Source organism: Mesobacillus jeotgali, from assembly GCF_031759225.1.
Classification (GTDB): domain Bacteria; phylum Bacillota; class Bacilli; order Bacillales; family Cytobacillaceae; genus Mesobacillus; species Mesobacillus jeotgali_B.
The window spans coordinates 205537-223795 of sequence record NZ_CP134494.1; the positions used below are offsets into that span (position 1 = coordinate 205537).

Consider the following 18259-nt stretch of genomic DNA (forward strand, 5'->3'; position numbering starts at 1 on the left):
TTTGCTTCGCTGGTTTCCTAGGATTCATGAAGACGAATCGCTTTATAGTATTTTTGCAAGGTATTTCATTCAGAGCCCACACCTTAGTATAAGAGAAGCTCTACATGAATTATTTAATGACTCTAGGGCAGTTCTCACACCTGACTTTCCTTCTAACTTAGGTGTTCTATTTAATCAGTTTTCTTTGTTTAGTAACATAAATTTAGACGAGTTTATATGTAAACATACTCCATTAAATTATTTTACAACATTTATTGGTGAAGAGCAGTTTGAAAAAGTTTTTAATGAAATTAGAAACCCAAAGAGGAAAAATGTTCAAATGTTAACAGGATTAGTAGCAAGTACAGTAAAAGAAACAAGATTTTTCAAGTATTGTCCCTTATGCTTTGAACATGATCAAAAGACTTATGGTGAATCTTTTTGGAGGGTTTCTCACCAGCTTCCAGGAGTGCTGATTTGCCAAATGCATCACTCAGTATTACATTATAGTTCTGTAAAATATAGATATAGAAATGCGGAGTTACATACTCCTAATGTACATAATTGTAAACCTTCAGAGAAAAGTATGTGTATTATGAATGAAGATTTTACAAAAGATGAGTTAACTTTACTAATAAAAGTAGCAATTTACAGTAAGCAACTACTTTTGAATAGGGAGAAATATAATGATAGTCAGCTTACAAAAAAATATAAGGAGTTCCTGAGAGAAAAGGGATACTTAACTTCTGGTGGAAATGTTAAACAGAGCCACTTATACTCCGCCTTTGTTTCCTTTTATGGATTGAAAATCTTAAGTGCACTTCAATCAATTCCAACTTCCGAAGAGAATACTTGTTGGCTGAAAAGTATTGCACGAAAACACAAAAAATCTTTTCATCCTTTGAGACATATCCTTTTTTTAATGTTTTTAGGAAAAACAGTTACAGACCTGTCTACACCTGATGATAATAGTCCATTTGGAAATGGTCCTTATCCTTGTCTTAATCCTGCTGCAGTTCACCATAAAGAATTAGTCGTCTCTCAACTGAGTATAAAAAGGTGTACAGATACTGGCTATCCAATTGGTACTTTTACCTGTAAATGTGGCTTTCAATATACAAGGCTAGGACCAGATAAAAAAGCGGAAGATAAGTACAATTATAGGTATGTTCGTTGTTATGGGGAAGTCTGGCAAGATAAACTAATTGATTATGTGGATAACAAAAAATATAGCTTTCGAAAGATAGCAAAAATTCTAGAGGTAGATGTTGGCACGGTCATAAAATATTACAAAACACCTAAGAAACAAAGTAGTGAGCAAGGAGTAAATGAGATCTCAAAGGAATTATATCGATCAGTTTGGATTAAAACAATGGGTGAAAATCCTACATGGACTAAAACCCAAATACGAAAATCAAATCCAAAAGAATATGCGTGGCTTTATAGGAATGATAAGGAGTGGCTTAATTGTAACTCTCCAAAGAAATTTATAAATCAAAGCCCGAAAAATGCAAGAGTAGATTGGGGTAGTAGAGACTTGGATACTTTATTACTTCTTAAGAAGTTTTTATTAACAATTAATCATAAGAGCAGACCGAAAAGAATTACTAAAAGGTATTTAGCACTGGCGATCGATAAGCTTAGTCTAATTGAAAAACATTTAATTAAACTTCCCTTGTCTAAGTTGTTTATTGAATCTCTTGTTGAGTCCCCTATTGAATATCGTGAAAGGTTGGAAGCGTGGAAAAAAGAAAAAATTTAAAGTGGTGATAATGTGTTTGCCCAATTACCAAAGATTTATAAAGATGAATTGCTATTTAGTATAGTATCAAGATACCATAATTATAGTTTAAATATTAGCTCGAAAAAAACTTTAATGGAACTAGGTATATTAAAAGCAACCCCCTTAATTCCATACAATTTAAAAAAATTCTTAAAGTGTTAATGACGTTCTACAATGTCCAGAACTTGACGATGTTAATTGTCCTAAAACTGACGGAACTACTGTCCAAAATTGAAAGGGAAGCAGTTCACATGCTTCCCAAAAGTTTTTACAAATCAACTTGATAGGTCTCATTTTTCTTAAGATAGAATCTAACGTCATTTCGGCCGGTAAGAATATACCAATCTCTGCCCAGCTCCAGGCGGCAGGAAAGGGTCCGACCATTTCCTAGATGTAAATCAAACCATTCACCACATCGCATCTTATAGCCGGAGTTCTCTCCCCAAAACACAACCCAACAATCCAATTCTTCATTATAATTCATCTCTTTCCAGCGGGTTTTCATGAAAGTTCCCCCTGGATGACTTGCTTGATCATATGATCATCAATGATCCTTCGGCCATTTTGTGAACCATAGAGAAGACTATGTGTACAGAGCTTATTAATGAGCCTTGCGGCACCACCAGAGAAGCGATGAATCTCGTCAAGTGCTCCATCAGAGAATATTGGTTGATCAACACCGGCATATCGAAGGTGCCTAGAAACATATTCTTCAACCTGGGCACGGTCGAGATGTCCTAGCTGAAACTGGATATCGATTCTTTGGCGTATGGCTGCGTATGATTGGAGTCGAAGCCGATCCCATAATTCACTTTGACCGACCAGGATAAGCGCCATCGGGCTTTGCGAATCCATTTTGAAGTTCAGTAGGAAACGAACCTCTTCAAGCATTTCCCGGTCCAGAAGATGAGCTTCATCCACTACCACTACAGGTTGTAGCCCTCGTATGCCTTTCATTAATTCAATCTCACGATGAAGCTGCCGTTTTGCATCTCCTCGATAAAACTTCGCTTCAGAGCCTAACTGTTCCAAAAGACCTTTGTAAAAATGACGAGGCGTTAACTTAGAGTCGGACAGGTAAAGGATATGGAATTTCCCTTTATCCAATTTGTCCACAAACTTACGGATGGTTGTGGTCTTTCCAGTACCACTATCCCCACTCAGAACGGCAAAAAGCTGTCTTTCAGCTGTGTACTTCAGCCTACCAAGGATTTCTTGCACCATGGAGGAATCATACAATTGATCAGTCGGAAGATCTCTGGCGAAAGGAGTGTTGTCCATTTCATAGAATGCTTCAAACACGGGAATCTTCCTCCTTCCAAACGGCACGGAAGGTCACGGCAGGTTTCTGTTCGGTTAGGCGTTCCTGGTTCTTTCGTTCAGCTGCCTTTAATAGTCTTGAAGATTCTACACCCTGCACCTGCAGGTGCTCAGGTAATGCAGGACGCTTCCCAGCTCTTTCCCCAATGACAAGTTTCTTGGCTTTCCAAGGAGTATGATCCTCGAACTCAATGGTAAGCTCCTCGATATTCGCAGGATCATAAACCACCTCAACCTGTCGTCCAATGAAAGCCAGGCCGACCTCATATTTTTGATCCATGAAACTTATGCATCCTGATTTATCGACTTTCCTTGTTTCACAATGGAGGAATGCATTACTCAAGGTATCAGGATCGATGAACCTAATCGCTTTTTTATCTGAACGAAATGCCGTTTCCGGGCTGATTTTCTCCCCAAGTGCAGAATGAGGCTTATTCTGATAACACTCTGTGAGCCACACTTGGAAAAGCTCATTCAGACGATCAAGTGTATTGGGCTTTTCGATGACAGCCTCACTAATGAATGAATCTATGATTCTATTGAAGCGTTCAATTTTCCCTTTTGATTCAGCTGAGTACGGCCGTGTGTAAGTAAGGCGGGTGCCTATTTTTGAGCAGGTACGCGACATCCATTTGGTTCGATATTGCTTTCCATTATCAAAATAAACAGCCTCTGGAACACCATACTTCTGGATAGCCTGGCGGAAGGCATCCTCGATGATCCTTGAATCCAAGGTAGGATAGAAAGCTGCGTGAAGCACAAACCTGGTGGCGTCATCGATAAAGGCGACAAGATACACTTGTTTCTTTATTCCATTCGGACCAATCGGCAAGTAGGGACCATACTTGATATCTGACTGCCAGAGTTGGTTGCGATGTCGCTTCTGAAATCTTCTGGCAGCTACTCCTGTCTGGGAATAGAGTCGCATATGCCGGGTGCTGTAACCTTTTTCAGCGAGCTTTTCCTGGAGCGTTGATCTTTTGATCTGCCCTGGTTCAGCCAACCCTTCCCATTCGAGTATCTGTATGATTTGAGCCACGCTCCGGCTCGGCACTTCCTTACGCAGAAGGATTGCCTGTTCCAATAAATGAGGAGGGATAGCCTCAGACTTTCGAGCACCTTTTCTTCCTTGTGGCTTTAGTCCCCCAAACCCATCTTCCTGAAATTGAGCCAAATATCGCCTGATGGTTCTTTCTGAAAGACCGCTGGCCTTCGCTATCTGGTCTCTTAATTCCTTTACTTTCCCAGCGTCAAGCCCCTCTGCTAATAAAGGGGATATTAGCTGAAAACGATGCACTGCCAATTCTTCTGATTTCTTATGATCACTCATGATACACTCTCCTCTCTGTGTCTATCACGAGTGTAAATCAGGTGCTATTGGACAATGAATGCGGAACGGGTATGTATCCATAAATTAATATTTACGATGGGCCGGACAATTCTTGTCAGCCATCCATTGGCATCTCCTGCCAAGCGTCCTATCCTTTGAAGTGCGGTCCCTGAACATTTGGACGTGACATCCTGGGGGATATTTCCCTGGTTGGTCCTGATCATGATGGAATTCAAACAGCCAATCCAATAATCCACAAATTGATGAAACCAGCCGTGCCATCTCGAAAGAGTGGAATCATCGGCAGCAACAATATGGGCGGACGGGTTCGTAAGAACGTCTTCGATACATTCAGCCTCATAGCGTTTATAAGGAATCAATAAATCTGGAAGTTCATGATGGATGGTCTGACAATTGGTGCACTGCAATCTTCGGATGTTATATGTTTTACTCTGACCTGTATGATCCTTGGCTTTTCGATTCTTTGTACCTCTAACCAACATGTCTTTACCACAGCATGGGGAAGGAATCCTCCCCGCACCCCTAACTAAAAACTCCAGTATGAGTGTTTTCAATCAGCTGATAATCTGATACAATAACCATATACTTTTTGGTGGGACGTCTCCTGTATAACTGTTGGCGCAGTTATACATTTATGGGGGACGTCTTTTCCTTTCTCCAGAATAAATGTCGAAATGTTTCGAATTATATACGGACATTATAATCGACTAATTCTGGACAGGCAATACCGTCAACTTTCGGATAATTAATGGCGTCAAAAACACTTAAAGGATATAAATACATACAATCCGCCAATTTATGAAGACTTTTTGAGAGCTCACACTTTATACTTTTTCTATTCTAATTTCATTTTAGATGAGGAGAAAGTTGAATTAAATAATTTATTGGAGGGAAATAGAGCTAAAGTAAATCGAAATCTTAATGAGAAGATTTGGTCAAAACACCCTGTAAAAAGGCTAAGGTATTGTCCGGAGTGTTTGATAGAAAATACATCTAAATTTGGAGAAGATTATTGGCATTTAAGCCATCAGATACCTACGGTCTTTATGTGTCCACAACACCAAACACTTCTAAATGAAAGTTCAATAAGTATAAGTGAATCGGATCTCCAAGTTAATAAATTAAAAGGTAATTTCCAAGAAGAAAGTAATCCTAGATTACAAAAGAAAACTATATTCCATTTGAAGAATCTAACTGATGCGAGCTTGTTTCTTAATGAATCAGATTGGAATTTGAAATATAACATAAACTTTAAACTGTACTTCCTCTTAATAAATAAAGGGTATGTAACAACTGCTGGGGAAATAAATATTTTAAAATTGGAAAAGGCAATTATTAATCATTATGGCATTGAATTTTTAAAGTTGGTTGGATTCAATTTGTTTATAATTAAGAAAATGCAAATTAACCCCCTATTATTTCATATGGAGTTAAATCCAATAGAGACTCTTTCATTAATACTATTCCTTTCAGGTTCACTAGAAAGGTTTATTGCATATCAGTACAGATTTCCATCATCTAACGAGTCACCCTTCGAATGTACCAACCCCCATTGTAATGAAACCCAATCATTTACCTTTAATAGAAATTCACGTATTATTAATGGGAAAATTCAGACTTATTATGAATGTAAAAAATGCAACTTTCTATATTGTACCTTTTTTGAAACAATTAAATGGAGAAGATTAGAAACCAGGATATTGGAATCTAAAGCTTTAACAGTGATTCTGAGCAGATACAACTATAACAATGATAGCAATTTAGAGCTTGTAGCTAATAAGCTTAATTTCTTTAGCAGTCTTAACCTAGAAAGGTATTTGTTGAACAAGAAAATTACACCTGTGTCCGACGAAATAAAAAAAGAGAGGAGGATGGAGTGGTTAGAAATAGTAAATTTAAATCTAGGGTTATCTCCAATTGAGTTAAAGCACTTATACTTCAGCCTATATTCCTTTTTATATTGCTATGATTTAGAATGGCTGAATCAACAAATTTGTAAATTAAATAAGGTTACCCCATGTGATAATTACACTTCTAAAGTCTTAATTAAAAGAGATAGAAAAGTGTTACTCTACCTTAAAGATATTGTTAAAAAAGGTATTCTTTGGGGAAGTACGGATGTTTTCCTCTGGATAAATCGAGAGATTGAAATACTTGATTTACATGACGAACTTCCGTATTTAAAGAAAACATTTAATTATATTGAAAAACACAGACAATTTTATAGCCAAACCCAAAAAGCGTTAACAAAGGTAACTTAAGTACTTTTAAGCTTACCTAGTGATAATATTCTTTGGGATTTAGTGTGGGAAAATTTTCATATTGTGAAACATTACCTTCTTCATTTCGTATTAAACTAGGGAGGTGATATTAGTGTTAGGTTCAAGTGAGGAAATTTTAAATGCCTTTTTAGAAGCTTTCATACCTATTATTAATTTGATAATTGTTCCTGTTTTCATTTGGATCATACTTCCTGGAATAGTAACAAGGATTCTCTTTAAGAAAAAGGAGGCTTATGCAATTGGTGCCTTCTTAGGAATGATAGGTTTGTTTACTGTTGGGCCATTATCCAATTCGAGTTTTTTATAAGAGTTTACGTGTACTTTAAAAGGAGGATGGAGAATGATGAAACAGTTTTTTCATTTAGATAGAAGAGGTATGTTGGCTGAAGGACAAACTCTAAACCTAAAGCCAATAGAAATTACTACAGATTATCATGATATTAAGGAGCATGCACATATTCTCTTTCCCGAGGGAGTTAGCATGCATGGTGATTTTTATCTTAATAAAGTTATTCCACAAGATTCTCATTCTGAGTGGTTTTATGAATATGTAAGAAGAGCAGGATTTAATCAACGACCGTCGAGATTTCAATCTGTCTTTGCATTCGAAACCTTAGAAGACCTTGAGAAATTTAAAATTGAAAGAGAAATAGAAGAATCAATCCCTGTTTTTCTTGTTGAATGTGATAAGTTCTTTCGGGCTGACATGAATTTAATCAGTTACAATCCCTCACCGCTGAGTATGTCCTGTTTAGCATATAATTATTGGTCAGGAGAGACCAACGAAGATATAAACAAAAGGTTCGGTATAGAACCATTATGGGAAAACTTACTAGTGGGACCAGTACACGTATTAGCAAGAATTTGAATAAACCGCCAAATAAGTTCTAGGGGGAGTACTAATGATTAAGCAGTCTATTCATGCTGCAGCCAAGAAAATGCAAATTGACTTTCAAGAATTAACAGGAAATATTAATCATATGGGAGAAAGAGGAAGTAGTAGAGAAGAAATTTTACTCCGTTATCTAAGAAAGTATATTCCCAATAAATATCAGATGAATAATGGAATAATAATTGATGGAACTGGAGAACAAAGCAGACAACAGGATATTATTATTTATGATTCATTTAATAGCCCCGTTTTATTAAATATGGAGTCTACAAGAATTGTTCCAATAGAAAGTGTATATTCTGTAATTGAGGTAAAATCCACATTAAATAAAACTGAAATTAGTAAATGTGTTAATAATATTACCAGTGTAAGATCCTTAATTAAGAATAGTTTAGGTTCAATAAATTCTCCAACAGCTGGGTTTGTATTTGCTTTTACATCATCTACAACATTGGAAACTTTATTAGATAATCTTGTTGAAGCAAATAATCAAGTAGATAAGCATAAACAAATTAGTGCAATATGTGTTTTAGATAAAGGAGTTATTGTTAATATATCCAAAAAAGGCTTAAACGACATTATACTATTGCCAAATGAAGATTCCACTCCTGGAATAATTAAAAATACAGCAGAAAACAACTTAATGTTATTTTATCTCTTACTAATGCAGTATTTAAATCAATCAATAGTCTCTGTACCGGATTTATTGAAGTATGCAAATGCAGGGGAGTTATTAAATATTGACTATATTATACCTAAAAAGCATCTTCCGTTAGATGGCTATTATCGATTTAACCAAGGAAGAATTGAAATAGATACTGCCTATTCAATAATGAAGGGATCTGATTTACTTGAAAAAATACAAAGTGGTAAAGCTCGCTCAGAAGAAATAATGTTATATTTTAGTAAACATTTTAAGGAGATTATTTCACTTACTGAAAGTGCATATGGTTCGAGGCCTGATAATATAAAATTTTATGGGAAAGATTACAACATATCTGATATTGAGCGAGCAATCATTATATTTGATAAATTGAGTATTGGAGAAGAGCTAAATAAACAGGATTTAGACTATTATAATTCATTGAGCAAAGATATGTTTGCCCAATATAAGCTTGATAAATAATAGCCCAAAATTTAATCTTTATTTAAGTGTATTGACATGGTAGAAAAACAAGAATTAAGTAATCGCATAATGTAGTATCTGGTGTTTTGACTTATTTGTTTACGTCATATTAAGTTGTCGCTATTTATGACTATCCAAAAAAGTTAAGTCAGCTTTAAGTTGCACCTGGAACTATTTTTAATTAGGTATATTAAGGATTTAAGAAAGATTTTCTTCACTATTAAGTTGTCTGTAAACACCAGTCAGCATTGATTTGCTGGCTGGGTTTTTATTTAGTATCATTCCAAGATGAGTAAAATGTTCTATAAGCCCAATAAGGGATGAGAATTGCAAAAAGGTCACATAGAAAAATTCTATAAGCCCAAAACGAGGTAGGAGTCCTCAAAAGGTCACATAGAAAAATTCTATAAGCCCAAAACGAGTTGAGAGTCTCCAAAAGGTCGCATAGAAAAGTTCTATAAGCCCAAAACGAGGTAGGAGTCCTCAAAAGGTCATATAGAAAAGTTCTATAAGCCCAAAACGAGGTAGGAGTTCTCAAAAGGTCACATAGAAAAATTTTATAAGCCCAAAACGAGGCAGGAGTCCTCAAAAGGTCATATAGAAAAATTCTAAAAATTACTTATTACTATAATCGAAATACTGATGTCTTTTTGTACCGATTACTTTTAAATTATCAGTCAAAATATGCCTTATAACCTTTCTGGATAATGTACCATTGCTCCATTCATAAATCAAAGTTGTGGTGATCTTCTTATCAGGAAATAGTAAATTAATTTCTTCAATATTCCGCAGTACATTTGTCTCGATCTTTTCTCGTGTGCCACAATAGCTGCACACAAATTCCCTTTTCACAATCCGATCCACAAACGAATGACACTCTCCACACACAATCCCTTTCTTCAACTGTTCATACTTATACTTTGGCACTCGTTTATAGGGGTTATCCACTGTATGCAACACAAGCAGCTTGTCGGCAATCTTCTGATGGAGATTATTCAGTGTGGATTGTCTTTTATTCAATTTTTTCATAAAGCGGTTGAGTTGGCTGGGTAAGATGATAGGTGCATTCTTGGGGGCGGCCTGGTACAGGGTGAACTCGGGGTTGATGAATATGACATAGGATTCAATCTCAAGGTGAAAGCCCAGGCTGGAAAGTAGTTGGCGAAACAGAGAGGTGCTACGCTTTAGTTGGAGCAGGGGGTCTTTGATTTCTTCGCCATGGATTAATTTGAGCCGTTCGTTTTCATAGTAGTAATCACCTTCGTAATCTTTAACTTCGAATAGAAAAAGTTTATTCTGCGTAATGACACTGGAATCAATCTGAAACGTGGTGCTGCTTGACTCTAGGAGAAGGTCGTTCAACGTCAGGTTTTGGATCTCAAGGCTTTTCATCCAAATGTCGTATTGGACTTCGCCTTTGTAGCCTTTCCTCAGGCTATAGTGTCTTTGTTTTTCCTTTTCCGTAAAAATCATTCGTGGTTCCAGGAGGTTCATAATTTTTAATTCGTCTGGTTCGCTGCGTTGTTTTAGTATCATAGTCCACATCCTTTCAACTTATATTCTGATGATAAAAAAGCCAAATATCCAGTGAACATTTTAAGGCAAAATAGCCTGCCGACAACTCGGCAGGCTAGATTCTGTACTAATTCTCCACCAACGGCAATACAATCGATGACGGGTATTTCGAATTATTTAAAATTGTAGCGATACCTCCGAGTTGGTTCAAAAGCTGTGGTGCCGGCGACATCGAATGCGGGAAGTCGCTTGGCCCGATGGCGACACGGAGTCTGTGGCCTTCTTTAATGACGAAGTTACTAGGGAAAATCTCGACGTCGAGCTCCATGACTTCAAATGGTTTGACTTCCTGGACCGCAGCCCTTGTAAAAGGGTGCCATGGCTGGATCATCTCACCATCCAGGAAGCGGCTCTTGCTTTCGTCGACTGCCCGGTGTGAGGCGGCCAGCCAGCCTGCAGTTATTTCGCGGGAAGTTCCGTCTGGCGCGACATCCGTAACACGTACAGACAGAACCAGTTCACGAGCGGTCGTTTTAGCGAAAATTTTAGCGGCAATCGGCCCGGAAACACGCAAGTCTGAATTAACAGGTGCAGTCGTATAGGTGAGCTCACCCAGTTCAGTTAGGCGATTATCCTTCGTACATGGGAGGGCATCCGGAATTCCGGCCATCCACTGGTTCGTGCTGCCTGAACAAATGCCGTTCAGCGGCTGCTGGAGCATGGTGCGCGACGGCTCTAAAGAGGAAGGGGTCTCCTTCGTCAACTGCTTGCCGCTGCGCAGGTAAAACTTCTCGGCCTTCACATTCTTATGAGGCCAGCCTGGCTGAACCTTGAAACGGTCCTCTCCCAATACAAACTGGGTGACATCAGGAATTTTACTGATGTTCGTTTTGATTCCCATCAAATACTGGTCGAACCATCGTAATGCAAGCTGGTCAAGGGCAGGGACATTGTCATCAGGCAGGCCGCTGCCATAATTTCCGTGCGTCCAGTTTCCCATAAGCAGCTTTGTCTGTACGCCGTTTGCTTTTAATTTTTCATAAAGGAGCGGGGTGCCGCGCTGGAACAGGTCGTGAAGCCCGCCGGTGAAAAATGTGGGAACTTCAATCTGGTCGGCAACAGCGAGTGGGGAGCGCAGCTGTGCGGCTGGTCCATCATATGCGAAGTCGCCGCCTGTAATCGCAGAGCTCAGGGTGCTGACTGGAAAGCCGAGCAATTGTCCTGTATGGTTTAACAAAACCGTCGTGCCCATGATGGGGTCTGAAAGTGTGTAGGAAGGCGGGAGCAATCCGCTGCCAGTCACAAGGCCAAGCCAGAGCGGAATGAATCCTGTGTTCACCATTCCGCCGGACATAAGAATGTCGCGGTACATGTCACCCATTGGGACGATCGGAAAAATCGCTTCCAGTCCTTCAGGCTGCTGGGCTGCGGTCAATAGCTGATTGATGGCACGGTAGGAGGAGCCATACAAACCAACCTTTCCATTGCTCCACGGCTGACTTGCAGCCCATTCTACAAGTTCCTTGCCATCGTGCTGTTCTGCTTCGCCGAATGAATCCCAAGCTCCCTGTGATGCACCGGTTCCGCGGACATCGACTGCAACATGCGCATAGCCGCGCTTAATAAAATACTCATTGAGGTTCTCTGTGCTTGGTACGTTCTTGTTATAAGGAGTTTGTGTAAGGATGACAGGGAACGGTCCCTTGCCATCAGGCAGATGCACATCGGCCGCTAAAATAACGCCATCCCTCATTGTGATGAAAACATCTTTTTTCGTAGTATAGCTTGAATGCTGTTCCGGACGATCGTATATCGTCTCTTCCCATTCGTTACTTGAGGCAGAAGCCTGGGAAGAACCAAGCCCGGGGGATAGACTGAAGATGAGGGTAAAAGTTAGTGCAAAATGGAATAATCTCATGGGCAAGCCTCCTGTAAGGGTTTTCAATTCAATCATAAGAAAAATAGATAGGAACTCATATACGATATATGTCGGGTCCTTAGAATCAGCGTAAATAAAACAGTGTGATCCACGACGGAATCACACTGCAGAAAAACCTTATTCGTCAGCTTCCTCGCTCTGCCTGTTTTTTTGTTCAGGCAGTGTGTCCCAGAAGCTGGTGTCCATTGTTTCGATTGAGTCATTGGCAATGGCTCTGACGGCCGCATCCAAAGTAGTAATTGTCTGCTTGATCAGGTAACCGTTGCTCTTCTGTCCGAGTGCATAAGGCTCATAATAATGATCGGACATGCCGCGCATTTCGAATAATAGCGTCGAGATGTCATAGCGGACAGCCGCTCCGTTTCGCCCAATGTTTTCGCCCGTGCCGCCGACATATTTTCCAATATGGCCCCAGCCAGTATCCTCAAGTGCATTATAAACGACTGCACCAAGCTTCTTTGAGCCCTCAAGCACCTCTGGCTTTACATTTTCATTTGTAGGGTAAAGAATCGATCCAGAAACAAGCTCGCCTTCTGTTTCACTGAGGGTGCCCTGGTGATGAAGGTCGATCATGTAATCGATATCATATTTGGCAAAAACATTTTCATGAAGTGCTCGTGCTTCTGGCTCCATCTCGCTCGTTTTCTTAGCATGCTCACGGTTGAGGTCAACCTCGTTCGCATTGTAACGAGTCAGGTGACGGTCGCCATCAGCAAGATAGTCTTCAAGTGAGAAGTTGACATCGCCCATCGCTCCGTCAGCGTTCAGCATTGGAATTACAAGGATGTTGACATTATCGAGAACTCCACTTGTTTTACTAGTGCCTAAGTGTTTGATGAATTCAAGTGCGCCCTCTGTTGTCAGCTGCTCGTTCCCGTGCTGCTGCGTTAAAAACAGGATGGTTGGATTATCGGGATTGGAAATATACTTAGCCATGTGAATATCACGGCCTTTGACAGTCTGGCCGATCACTTCCAGCTCCATTGCCTCCTGCTTGGCATCTTGAGTCTTAAGGTAATCTACTAAACTTTCATATGTATGCAAAATCGATGTCTGGATGGATCCATTGCCGGTACTCGGGCCATTTCCTACTGCACCTGCCGGCAAGGCTACCGCAGTCACCGCCCCAAGTGCCATCATGCTTGATAAAGAAACAGATAGAACCTTCTTTTTCAAAGTCATTGTCATTCCTCCTATTAAACTAGATTCAATTCTATTTTACGGAATATTTCAAAAACAATTAATAGAGTAAGATGCCTATTTTGCAGACAAATTTCGAGATGCTAAATAAGTAGTTTGGATAGAGTTTAATCTTCAGGAAATTGGGTTTTGTAGGAAAAAAGTAGTTAATAATCAAGAAGGGCAAATGAAAAAAGCGTGCTATGCGAAGCACGCGGTGGGATTATACAGTTTGAGGCTGGAGCGGAAAAAAATAAAAAAGCCAGGAAGCCCAGCTTCTAGATCTTTGTAAGTTCTTCCTCAAAATAAAAAGTACTAGGATACTCTTTTACAGTGTATGAATATCTTTTCATGTTTTTCACGTATTGGGATTTCATAATAGTCACTGTTTCACCGGTTTCCTTAATATTGACACTTTGACCTGTTTTATAAAGGTTGCTTGCGCTTTTCAATTAGCCACGCCCTTTCATGTTCTCTTCATTATACCACGTTTCTGGCTCGCTATTGTTAAATTCCATTATGGTCTATAGAAACTTTATTTATAAAGCCTTTTTTTGGAAAATTCCTTTAAGCTTGCACTATCCTTTCAATTCTGTTATTCTTAGGAAGAATTATTTTTGTTCGGTATGCAAGGAAAGAACATGCACTGCTTGATTCGCCTGGATATCACTGAGACAAGAATAGTAACAAATTGTGTGGATATCACACTAGGAGGCAACAAAAATGGAAAACGGTAAAGTAAAATGGTTTAACGCAGAAAAAGGTTTCGGATTCATCGAGCGCGAAGGTGGAGAAGACGTATTCGTACACTTCTCAGCTATCCAAGGCGAAGGCTTCAAGACTCTTGAAGAAGGCCAAGAAGTTTCTTTCGACGTTGAGCAAGGTGCTCGTGGACCACAAGCAGCTAACGTTACAAAACTATAATAACGGATTAGCCCATACAAACAAGCTCTGAGTGATCAGAGCTTGTTTTTTTATGCCTGAAAAATAAAAATTAACATAAAAAAACCCCGCTCATTAGAGTGGGGTTTAATGCGGTAAAGCAATGGTTGTTTTTATTATAGCATAAGTTTTACAGCCACTGTAAAAAAGTTTTTTAAAGTTTGTTGATTGCAGGCAGACGGGTTCCCTTCATAACCTCAGTATACGGATGGCCCAGAAAATACGACATGAGTAGGGATTAATAGACAAATTCATCTAGTTTTTCTCGAAAAATCTGAATTTTCCATTGAAGAATCCATTCGAGGAGTAGATAATAACCATATAGGTATAAATTCATAAAATGGAGATTCCCGGGGGATACAATGATAGAGTTTGTAAAAGATCTGATTCTGCACTTTTCAATTATATTATCACTCGGTTTCATGTATAACTTTCTATGGATGCAAAAGCGTTCGGTGTATAAAAAGCAAGTTTTTAAAATGGCGATTTTAGCCACCTTGTTGATGACCATGGCGTTGCCTGTAAGGTTTCATGGCGGCATGGAATTCGACTTGAAGCTGGTCCCTGTCTTCATTGCCTTCTTTTATTTAAGCAGGACTGACAGCTTTTTGCTTGTAGCGGTCCTTTTGTTATTGCAGGGTTTTGTTGAAATTGACAAAATGGCCGTCACGTCCATCAATTATATCGTCATATTAATCTTGTTTTTTTCGATTGAAAAGGTATATAAGGAGACAACTGTTAACAGAAAAATTGCTCTCGGCCTTTTTGTCTATGGGCTGATTACAGTAACCCGGCTTGCGGCTATGATCAACTCCGGCGATGCGGGGGACTATCTGTACTTGCTTGTGTTTTCACTGGTCTCTTTTATTGCGCTATCGGTCACTATTTATATTATTGAAATGACTAACCTGCAATTGAAAATGATGCATGAGCTTCACAAGGCTGAGAAATTTTCAGCAATCAGCCAGCTCGCGGCATCGGTTGCCCATGAGATCCGCAACCCCATGACCACGATCAGAGGATTCATGCAAGTCCTTCAGGGAGAAAGGAATCTGAATGACAATCAGAACCTCTTCATCTCGATTTCCCTTCAGGAACTGGATCGTACCCAAACAATCATTGACAACTTCTTATCTTTGGCAAAGCCGAATACAGGCAGCATGGCAAAAATAAATTTAAGCGAACTCTTAAAACAAACGATTGATTTCATGAGATCCTATTCGCATCTCGCCAATACAGAATTGGTGGAGGCGATTGACAAGGAACTTTGCATCAAAGGCGATGCCCATGAAATCAGGCAGGTTTTTATCAATATCCTGAAAAATGGAATTGAAGCAATGCCCACAGGCGGAAGCATCTACATCATCGCTAAAATCGAGAGGGATCATGTAAGGATCCAGTTCCGGGATGAGGGCGTGGGTATGAATAAAGAGCAGCTCAACAGGCTCGGACATCCTTACTACTCTACAAAGGAAAAAGGCACAGGCCTTGGCATGATGATTTCCTTTGATATCGTCCAGAGGATGAGAGGAAGAATCAATGTTGAAAGCGAAGAAGGGAAAGGCACCACCTTTACCATCCTGCTGCCATGCGAGTAACTTAGAATTTTATCAGTAAATAAGAGCTCTATCGGCCAGGGGGGGATCCAGAATACTAATTATATTGAAAAGAAGGCGAGTAGCCTTTTTCCTTTATATTAGGCTCTGTGAAGTGGGCAGTCGCCTCCGCTTTTCTATGTTGGAAGTTTTTTTAGTGCGTCGAAATACATTATTAAGCTATAATAATTTTTAAAAGATTTTCATAATTGTTTTACGGGAAGGGGTAGGACTGTGGCTGATTTTAATACTTATTTTTTGATGAAGGCGGATGAGGTCATTTCATATGTGAAGGAAAAGACCGATTTTTTTGATAGAAATGCTGATTTGAGCTGTACGGAAATTGGGGATGGCAATTTGAATTATGTTTTCCGGGTTATTGATGGGAAATCTGGCAAATCGCAGATTGTGAAACAGGCGGGTGATACAGCGAGGATTTCTGATGAGTTCAAGCTTTCTACTAACCGGATCAGGATTGAGTCCAATGTGCTTAAGCTTGAGGGCGAGCTGGCACCCGGTTTGGTCCCTGATGTATACCTGTTTGATGAGGTAATGAACTGCTGTGTGATGGAGGATCTCTCAGATCATACAATTCTACGAACTGCGCTTAATGAAGGCCGGATTTTTCCAAAGCTTGCGGATGACCTGACGACTTTCATGGTCAATACGCTTTTGCTGACTTCTGATGTGGTCATGGAGCATAAAGCGAAGAAGGCTTTGGTCCAGGATTATATCAACCCTGAATTGTGTGAAATTTCCGAGGACCTTGTATACTCTGAACCTTTTACAGACCATAACAACCGGAATGATCTGTTCCCGGCCAATAAGGAATGGATAGAGGAGAATATATACGGCGATGATAAATTGCGCTTTGAAGCTGCGAAGCTGAAATTCGCATTCATGACTAATGCCCAGGCGCTTGTCCATGGTGATTTGCATTCAGGATCTGTTTTTGTAAAAGAAGATTCTACAAAAGTAATCGACCCTGAATTCGCGTTTTACGGTCCGATGGGCTATGACGTTGGAAACGTAGTGGCAAACCTGATTTTTGCGTGGTCGAGGGCTTATGTAACAAATGCTGATGAAAAATATGTTTCCTGGCTTGAGGATACAATCAAAGATACGGTTGACCTTTTTGCGAAAAAATTCCTGGCAAGCTGGCAGGAAAATGTCACTGATATCATGGCGAAGGAGCAGGGCTTCGACCGCTGGTACCTGGATTCTGTCCTTCAGGATACAGCTTCGGTGACCGGCATGGAGATGATCCGCCGTATTGCTGGCCTGGCGAAGGTTAAGGATATGACGACAATCGCAGATGAGGCGCAGCGCGTCGCAGCGGAAAGAATCTGCCTGTCATCAGCAAAGCAATTCATTCTGGAATCAGCCAGCTACAAAACTGGCGAACAATTTTTAACTGTAGTAAAGGATGCAGCTTCACGCCATAATATGCGATAATAGGACGTTCCCTATCTGATTTTTAGAGAAAGAGAGGCGCATCATATGTTGCTTCTGGAAGAACGGATGAAAGTCGTAGAATACGGCAAGAAAATCATTTCAAACGGCCTGACGAAAGGGACGGGTGGAAACATCAGCATTTTCAATCGGGAAAAGAAGCTGGTTGCCATCAGTCCGAGCGGGATTGACTATTTTGAAACGAAGCCTGAAGATGTGGTGATCATAAATTTGGATGGAGAAATCGTCGATGGCAGCAAAAAGCCTTCGAGCGAGCTGGACATGCATTTGATTTTTTATCAGCGCCGGGAAGATTTGAATGCGCTTGTCCACACCCACTCGCCATATGCAAAAACGATTGCGACCCTTGGATGGGACATTCCGCCGATCACTTATTTGGTGGCGTTTGCCGGACCGAATGTAAGGTGCGCTCCATATGCAACATTTGGAACGAAGGAGCTGGCGGAAAAGGCTTTTGAAGGCATGGTGGATAGAAGAGCCGTGTTGTTGGCCAACCACGGCATGATCGCCGGCGCCCATAATATCGAAACAGCTTTTACGGTCGCTGAGGAAATCGAGTTCAGCGCCCAGGTATATTACCAGGCAAAAGCGATTGGTGAGCCTATAGAGCTTTCTGATGAAGAAATGTCCCGCCTGTCAAAGAAATTCGAGACATACGGCCAGAGATGACCCTCTTTTTAGAGGGTTTTTTCTATGCTATCAGGCTCGGCGATGAAAATAGAGGGGCACAAAATCAATAGATTATGCTATGATAATTTAAAAGAAAAAAGTGGACTTACTGGATAGTTTTACTAGAGGGGGACAGGCTGGCTATGAGAGCAAGGACTAGGAAGAGTGAACCTTTTTCATTTGACAAACTGAAGGAATTTTTCACTACTGTGCT

The 18259-nt window shown here is 40.0% G+C and carries 16 protein-coding genes; 9 read left to right on the forward strand and 7 right to left on the reverse strand.

Translation table 11 applies throughout. The annotated features are described in order from the left end of the window. The first annotated feature begins 1 nt into the window (after position 1). Positions 2–1741 carry a TnsD family Tn7-like transposition protein gene (locus RH061_RS01140; protein ID WP_311073357.1) on the forward strand — a complete coding sequence of 580 codons (1740 nt, stop codon included), beginning with the start codon at positions 2–4 and terminating at the stop codon, positions 1739–1741. 289 nt (positions 1742–2030) lie between these two features. Here the strand turns inward: RH061_RS01140 and RH061_RS01145 are convergent, their stop codons facing one another. Genes RH061_RS01145 through RH061_RS01160 form a run of 4 tightly spaced genes read right to left on the reverse strand, consistent with a single transcriptional unit; the run spans position 2031 to position 4987 of the window. Next, positions 2031–2267, reverse strand: coding sequence for a DUF5348 domain-containing protein (locus tag RH061_RS01145; RefSeq protein ID WP_311070899.1), 237 nt, complete (start codon positions 2265–2267; stop codon positions 2031–2033). Beyond that, positions 2264–3064 carry an ExeA family protein gene (locus RH061_RS01150; protein ID WP_311070901.1) on the reverse strand — a complete coding sequence of 267 codons (801 nt, stop codon included), beginning with the start codon at positions 3062–3064 and terminating at the stop codon, positions 2264–2266. The genes RH061_RS01145 and RH061_RS01150 overlap by 4 nt, the downstream gene beginning before the upstream one ends. Beyond that, positions 3057–4412 carry a DDE-type integrase/transposase/recombinase gene (locus RH061_RS01155; protein WP_311070902.1) on the reverse strand — a complete coding sequence of 452 codons (1356 nt, stop codon included), beginning with the start codon at positions 4410–4412 and terminating at the stop codon, positions 3057–3059. Before RH061_RS01155 ends, RH061_RS01150 begins: the two co-directional genes overlap by 8 nt. Positions 4413–4456: 44 nt before the next feature. Further along, positions 4457–4987: a DUF6431 domain-containing protein gene (locus RH061_RS01160; RefSeq protein ID WP_311070903.1), complete on the reverse strand. Its 531-nt coding sequence runs from the start codon at positions 4985–4987 to the stop codon at positions 4457–4459. A 255-nt stretch (positions 4988–5242) separates the two neighbouring features. Between RH061_RS01160 and RH061_RS01165 the strand changes: the two genes are divergently transcribed. The 4 genes from RH061_RS01165 to RH061_RS01180 all read left to right on the forward strand — a co-directional run bounded on the left by RH061_RS01165 (position 5243) and on the right by RH061_RS01180 (position 8733). Continuing rightward, positions 5243–6694 (forward strand): TnsD family Tn7-like transposition protein, encoded by a 1452-nt coding sequence (locus RH061_RS01165; protein WP_311073359.1) that lies wholly within the window; start codon positions 5243–5245, stop codon positions 6692–6694. A 112-nt stretch (positions 6695–6806) separates the two neighbouring features. Further along, positions 6807–7022, forward strand: coding sequence for a hypothetical protein (locus RH061_RS01170; RefSeq protein WP_311073360.1), 216 nt, complete (start codon positions 6807–6809; stop codon positions 7020–7022). 33 nt (positions 7023–7055) lie between these two features. Further along, the gene (locus RH061_RS01175) at positions 7056–7583 is read left to right on the forward strand and encodes a DUF2441 domain-containing protein (protein ID WP_311073362.1); all 528 of its coding nucleotides are present in this window, start codon (positions 7056–7058) and stop codon (positions 7581–7583) included. 34 nt (positions 7584–7617) lie between these two features. Next, positions 7618–8733 (forward strand): DUF6602 domain-containing protein, encoded by a 1116-nt coding sequence (locus RH061_RS01180; RefSeq protein ID WP_311073363.1) that lies wholly within the window; start codon positions 7618–7620, stop codon positions 8731–8733. A gap of 615 nt (positions 8734–9348) precedes the next feature. Here the strand turns inward: RH061_RS01180 and RH061_RS01185 are convergent. The 3 genes from RH061_RS01185 to RH061_RS01195 all read right to left on the reverse strand — a co-directional run bounded on the left by RH061_RS01185 (position 9349) and on the right by RH061_RS01195 (position 13369). After that, complete coding sequence (locus RH061_RS01185) at positions 9349–10269, reverse strand: nuclease-related domain-containing protein (RefSeq protein ID WP_311073365.1); 921 nt, start codon at positions 10267–10269, stop codon at positions 9349–9351. A 106-nt stretch (positions 10270–10375) separates the two neighbouring features. Further along, entirely contained in the window at positions 10376–12166 is a 1791-nt protein-coding gene (locus tag RH061_RS01190) for a CocE/NonD family hydrolase (RefSeq protein ID WP_311073366.1), read from the reverse strand. 138 nt (positions 12167–12304) lie between these two features. Beyond that, positions 12305–13369 (reverse strand): M14 family zinc carboxypeptidase, encoded by a 1065-nt coding sequence (locus RH061_RS01195; RefSeq protein WP_311073368.1) that lies wholly within the window; start codon positions 13367–13369, stop codon positions 12305–12307. Positions 13370–14089: 720 nt separating this feature from the next. Between RH061_RS01195 and RH061_RS01200 the strand changes: the two genes are divergently transcribed. The 4 genes from RH061_RS01200 to RH061_RS01215 all read left to right on the forward strand — a co-directional run bounded on the left by RH061_RS01200 (position 14090) and on the right by RH061_RS01215 (position 18045). Next, positions 14090–14290, forward strand: coding sequence for a cold-shock protein (locus RH061_RS01200; protein WP_023626356.1), 201 nt, complete (start codon positions 14090–14092; stop codon positions 14288–14290). A 380-nt stretch (positions 14291–14670) separates the two neighbouring features. Continuing rightward, positions 14671–15906, forward strand: coding sequence for an ATP-binding protein (locus RH061_RS01205; RefSeq protein WP_311073370.1), 1236 nt, complete (start codon positions 14671–14673; stop codon positions 15904–15906). Positions 15907–16137: 231 nt separating this feature from the next. Continuing rightward, positions 16138–17358, forward strand: coding sequence for an S-methyl-5-thioribose kinase (gene mtnK / locus RH061_RS01210; protein ID WP_311073371.1), 1221 nt, complete (start codon positions 16138–16140; stop codon positions 17356–17358). Positions 17359–17403: 45 nt separating this feature from the next. Beyond that, on the forward strand, positions 17404–18045 hold the full coding sequence (locus RH061_RS01215) for an L-fuculose-phosphate aldolase (RefSeq protein ID WP_311073372.1): 642 nt from the start codon (positions 17404–17406) through the stop codon (positions 18043–18045). Positions 18046–18259 lie beyond the last annotated feature (214 nt).

Coding starts and splice junctions, on each gene's coding strand:
- RH061_RS01205 (WP_311073370.1), top strand. CDS start 14,671: ATGATAGAGTTTGTAAAAGATCTGATTCTGCACTTTTCAATTATATTA.
- RH061_RS01215 (WP_311073372.1), top strand. CDS start 17,404: ATGTTGCTTCTGGAAGAACGGATGAAAGTCGTAGAATACGGCAAGAAA.
- RH061_RS01155 (WP_311070902.1), bottom strand. CDS start 4,412: ATGAGTGATCATAAGAAATCAGAAGAATTGGCAGTGCATCGTTTTCAG.
- RH061_RS01200 (WP_023626356.1), top strand. CDS start 14,090: ATGGAAAACGGTAAAGTAAAATGGTTTAACGCAGAAAAAGGTTTCGGA.
- RH061_RS01190 (WP_311073366.1), bottom strand. CDS start 12,166: ATGAGATTATTCCATTTTGCACTAACTTTTACCCTCATCTTCAGTCTA.
- RH061_RS01195 (WP_311073368.1), bottom strand. CDS start 13,369: ATGACTTTGAAAAAGAAGGTTCTATCTGTTTCTTTATCAAGCATGATG.
- RH061_RS01145 (WP_311070899.1), bottom strand. CDS start 2,267: ATGAAAACCCGCTGGAAAGAGATGAATTATAATGAAGAATTGGATTGT.
- RH061_RS01175 (WP_311073362.1), top strand. CDS start 7,056: ATGATGAAACAGTTTTTTCATTTAGATAGAAGAGGTATGTTGGCTGAA.
- RH061_RS01180 (WP_311073363.1), top strand. CDS start 7,618: ATGATTAAGCAGTCTATTCATGCTGCAGCCAAGAAAATGCAAATTGAC.
- RH061_RS01185 (WP_311073365.1), bottom strand. CDS start 10,269: ATGATACTAAAACAACGCAGCGAACCAGACGAATTAAAAATTATGAAC.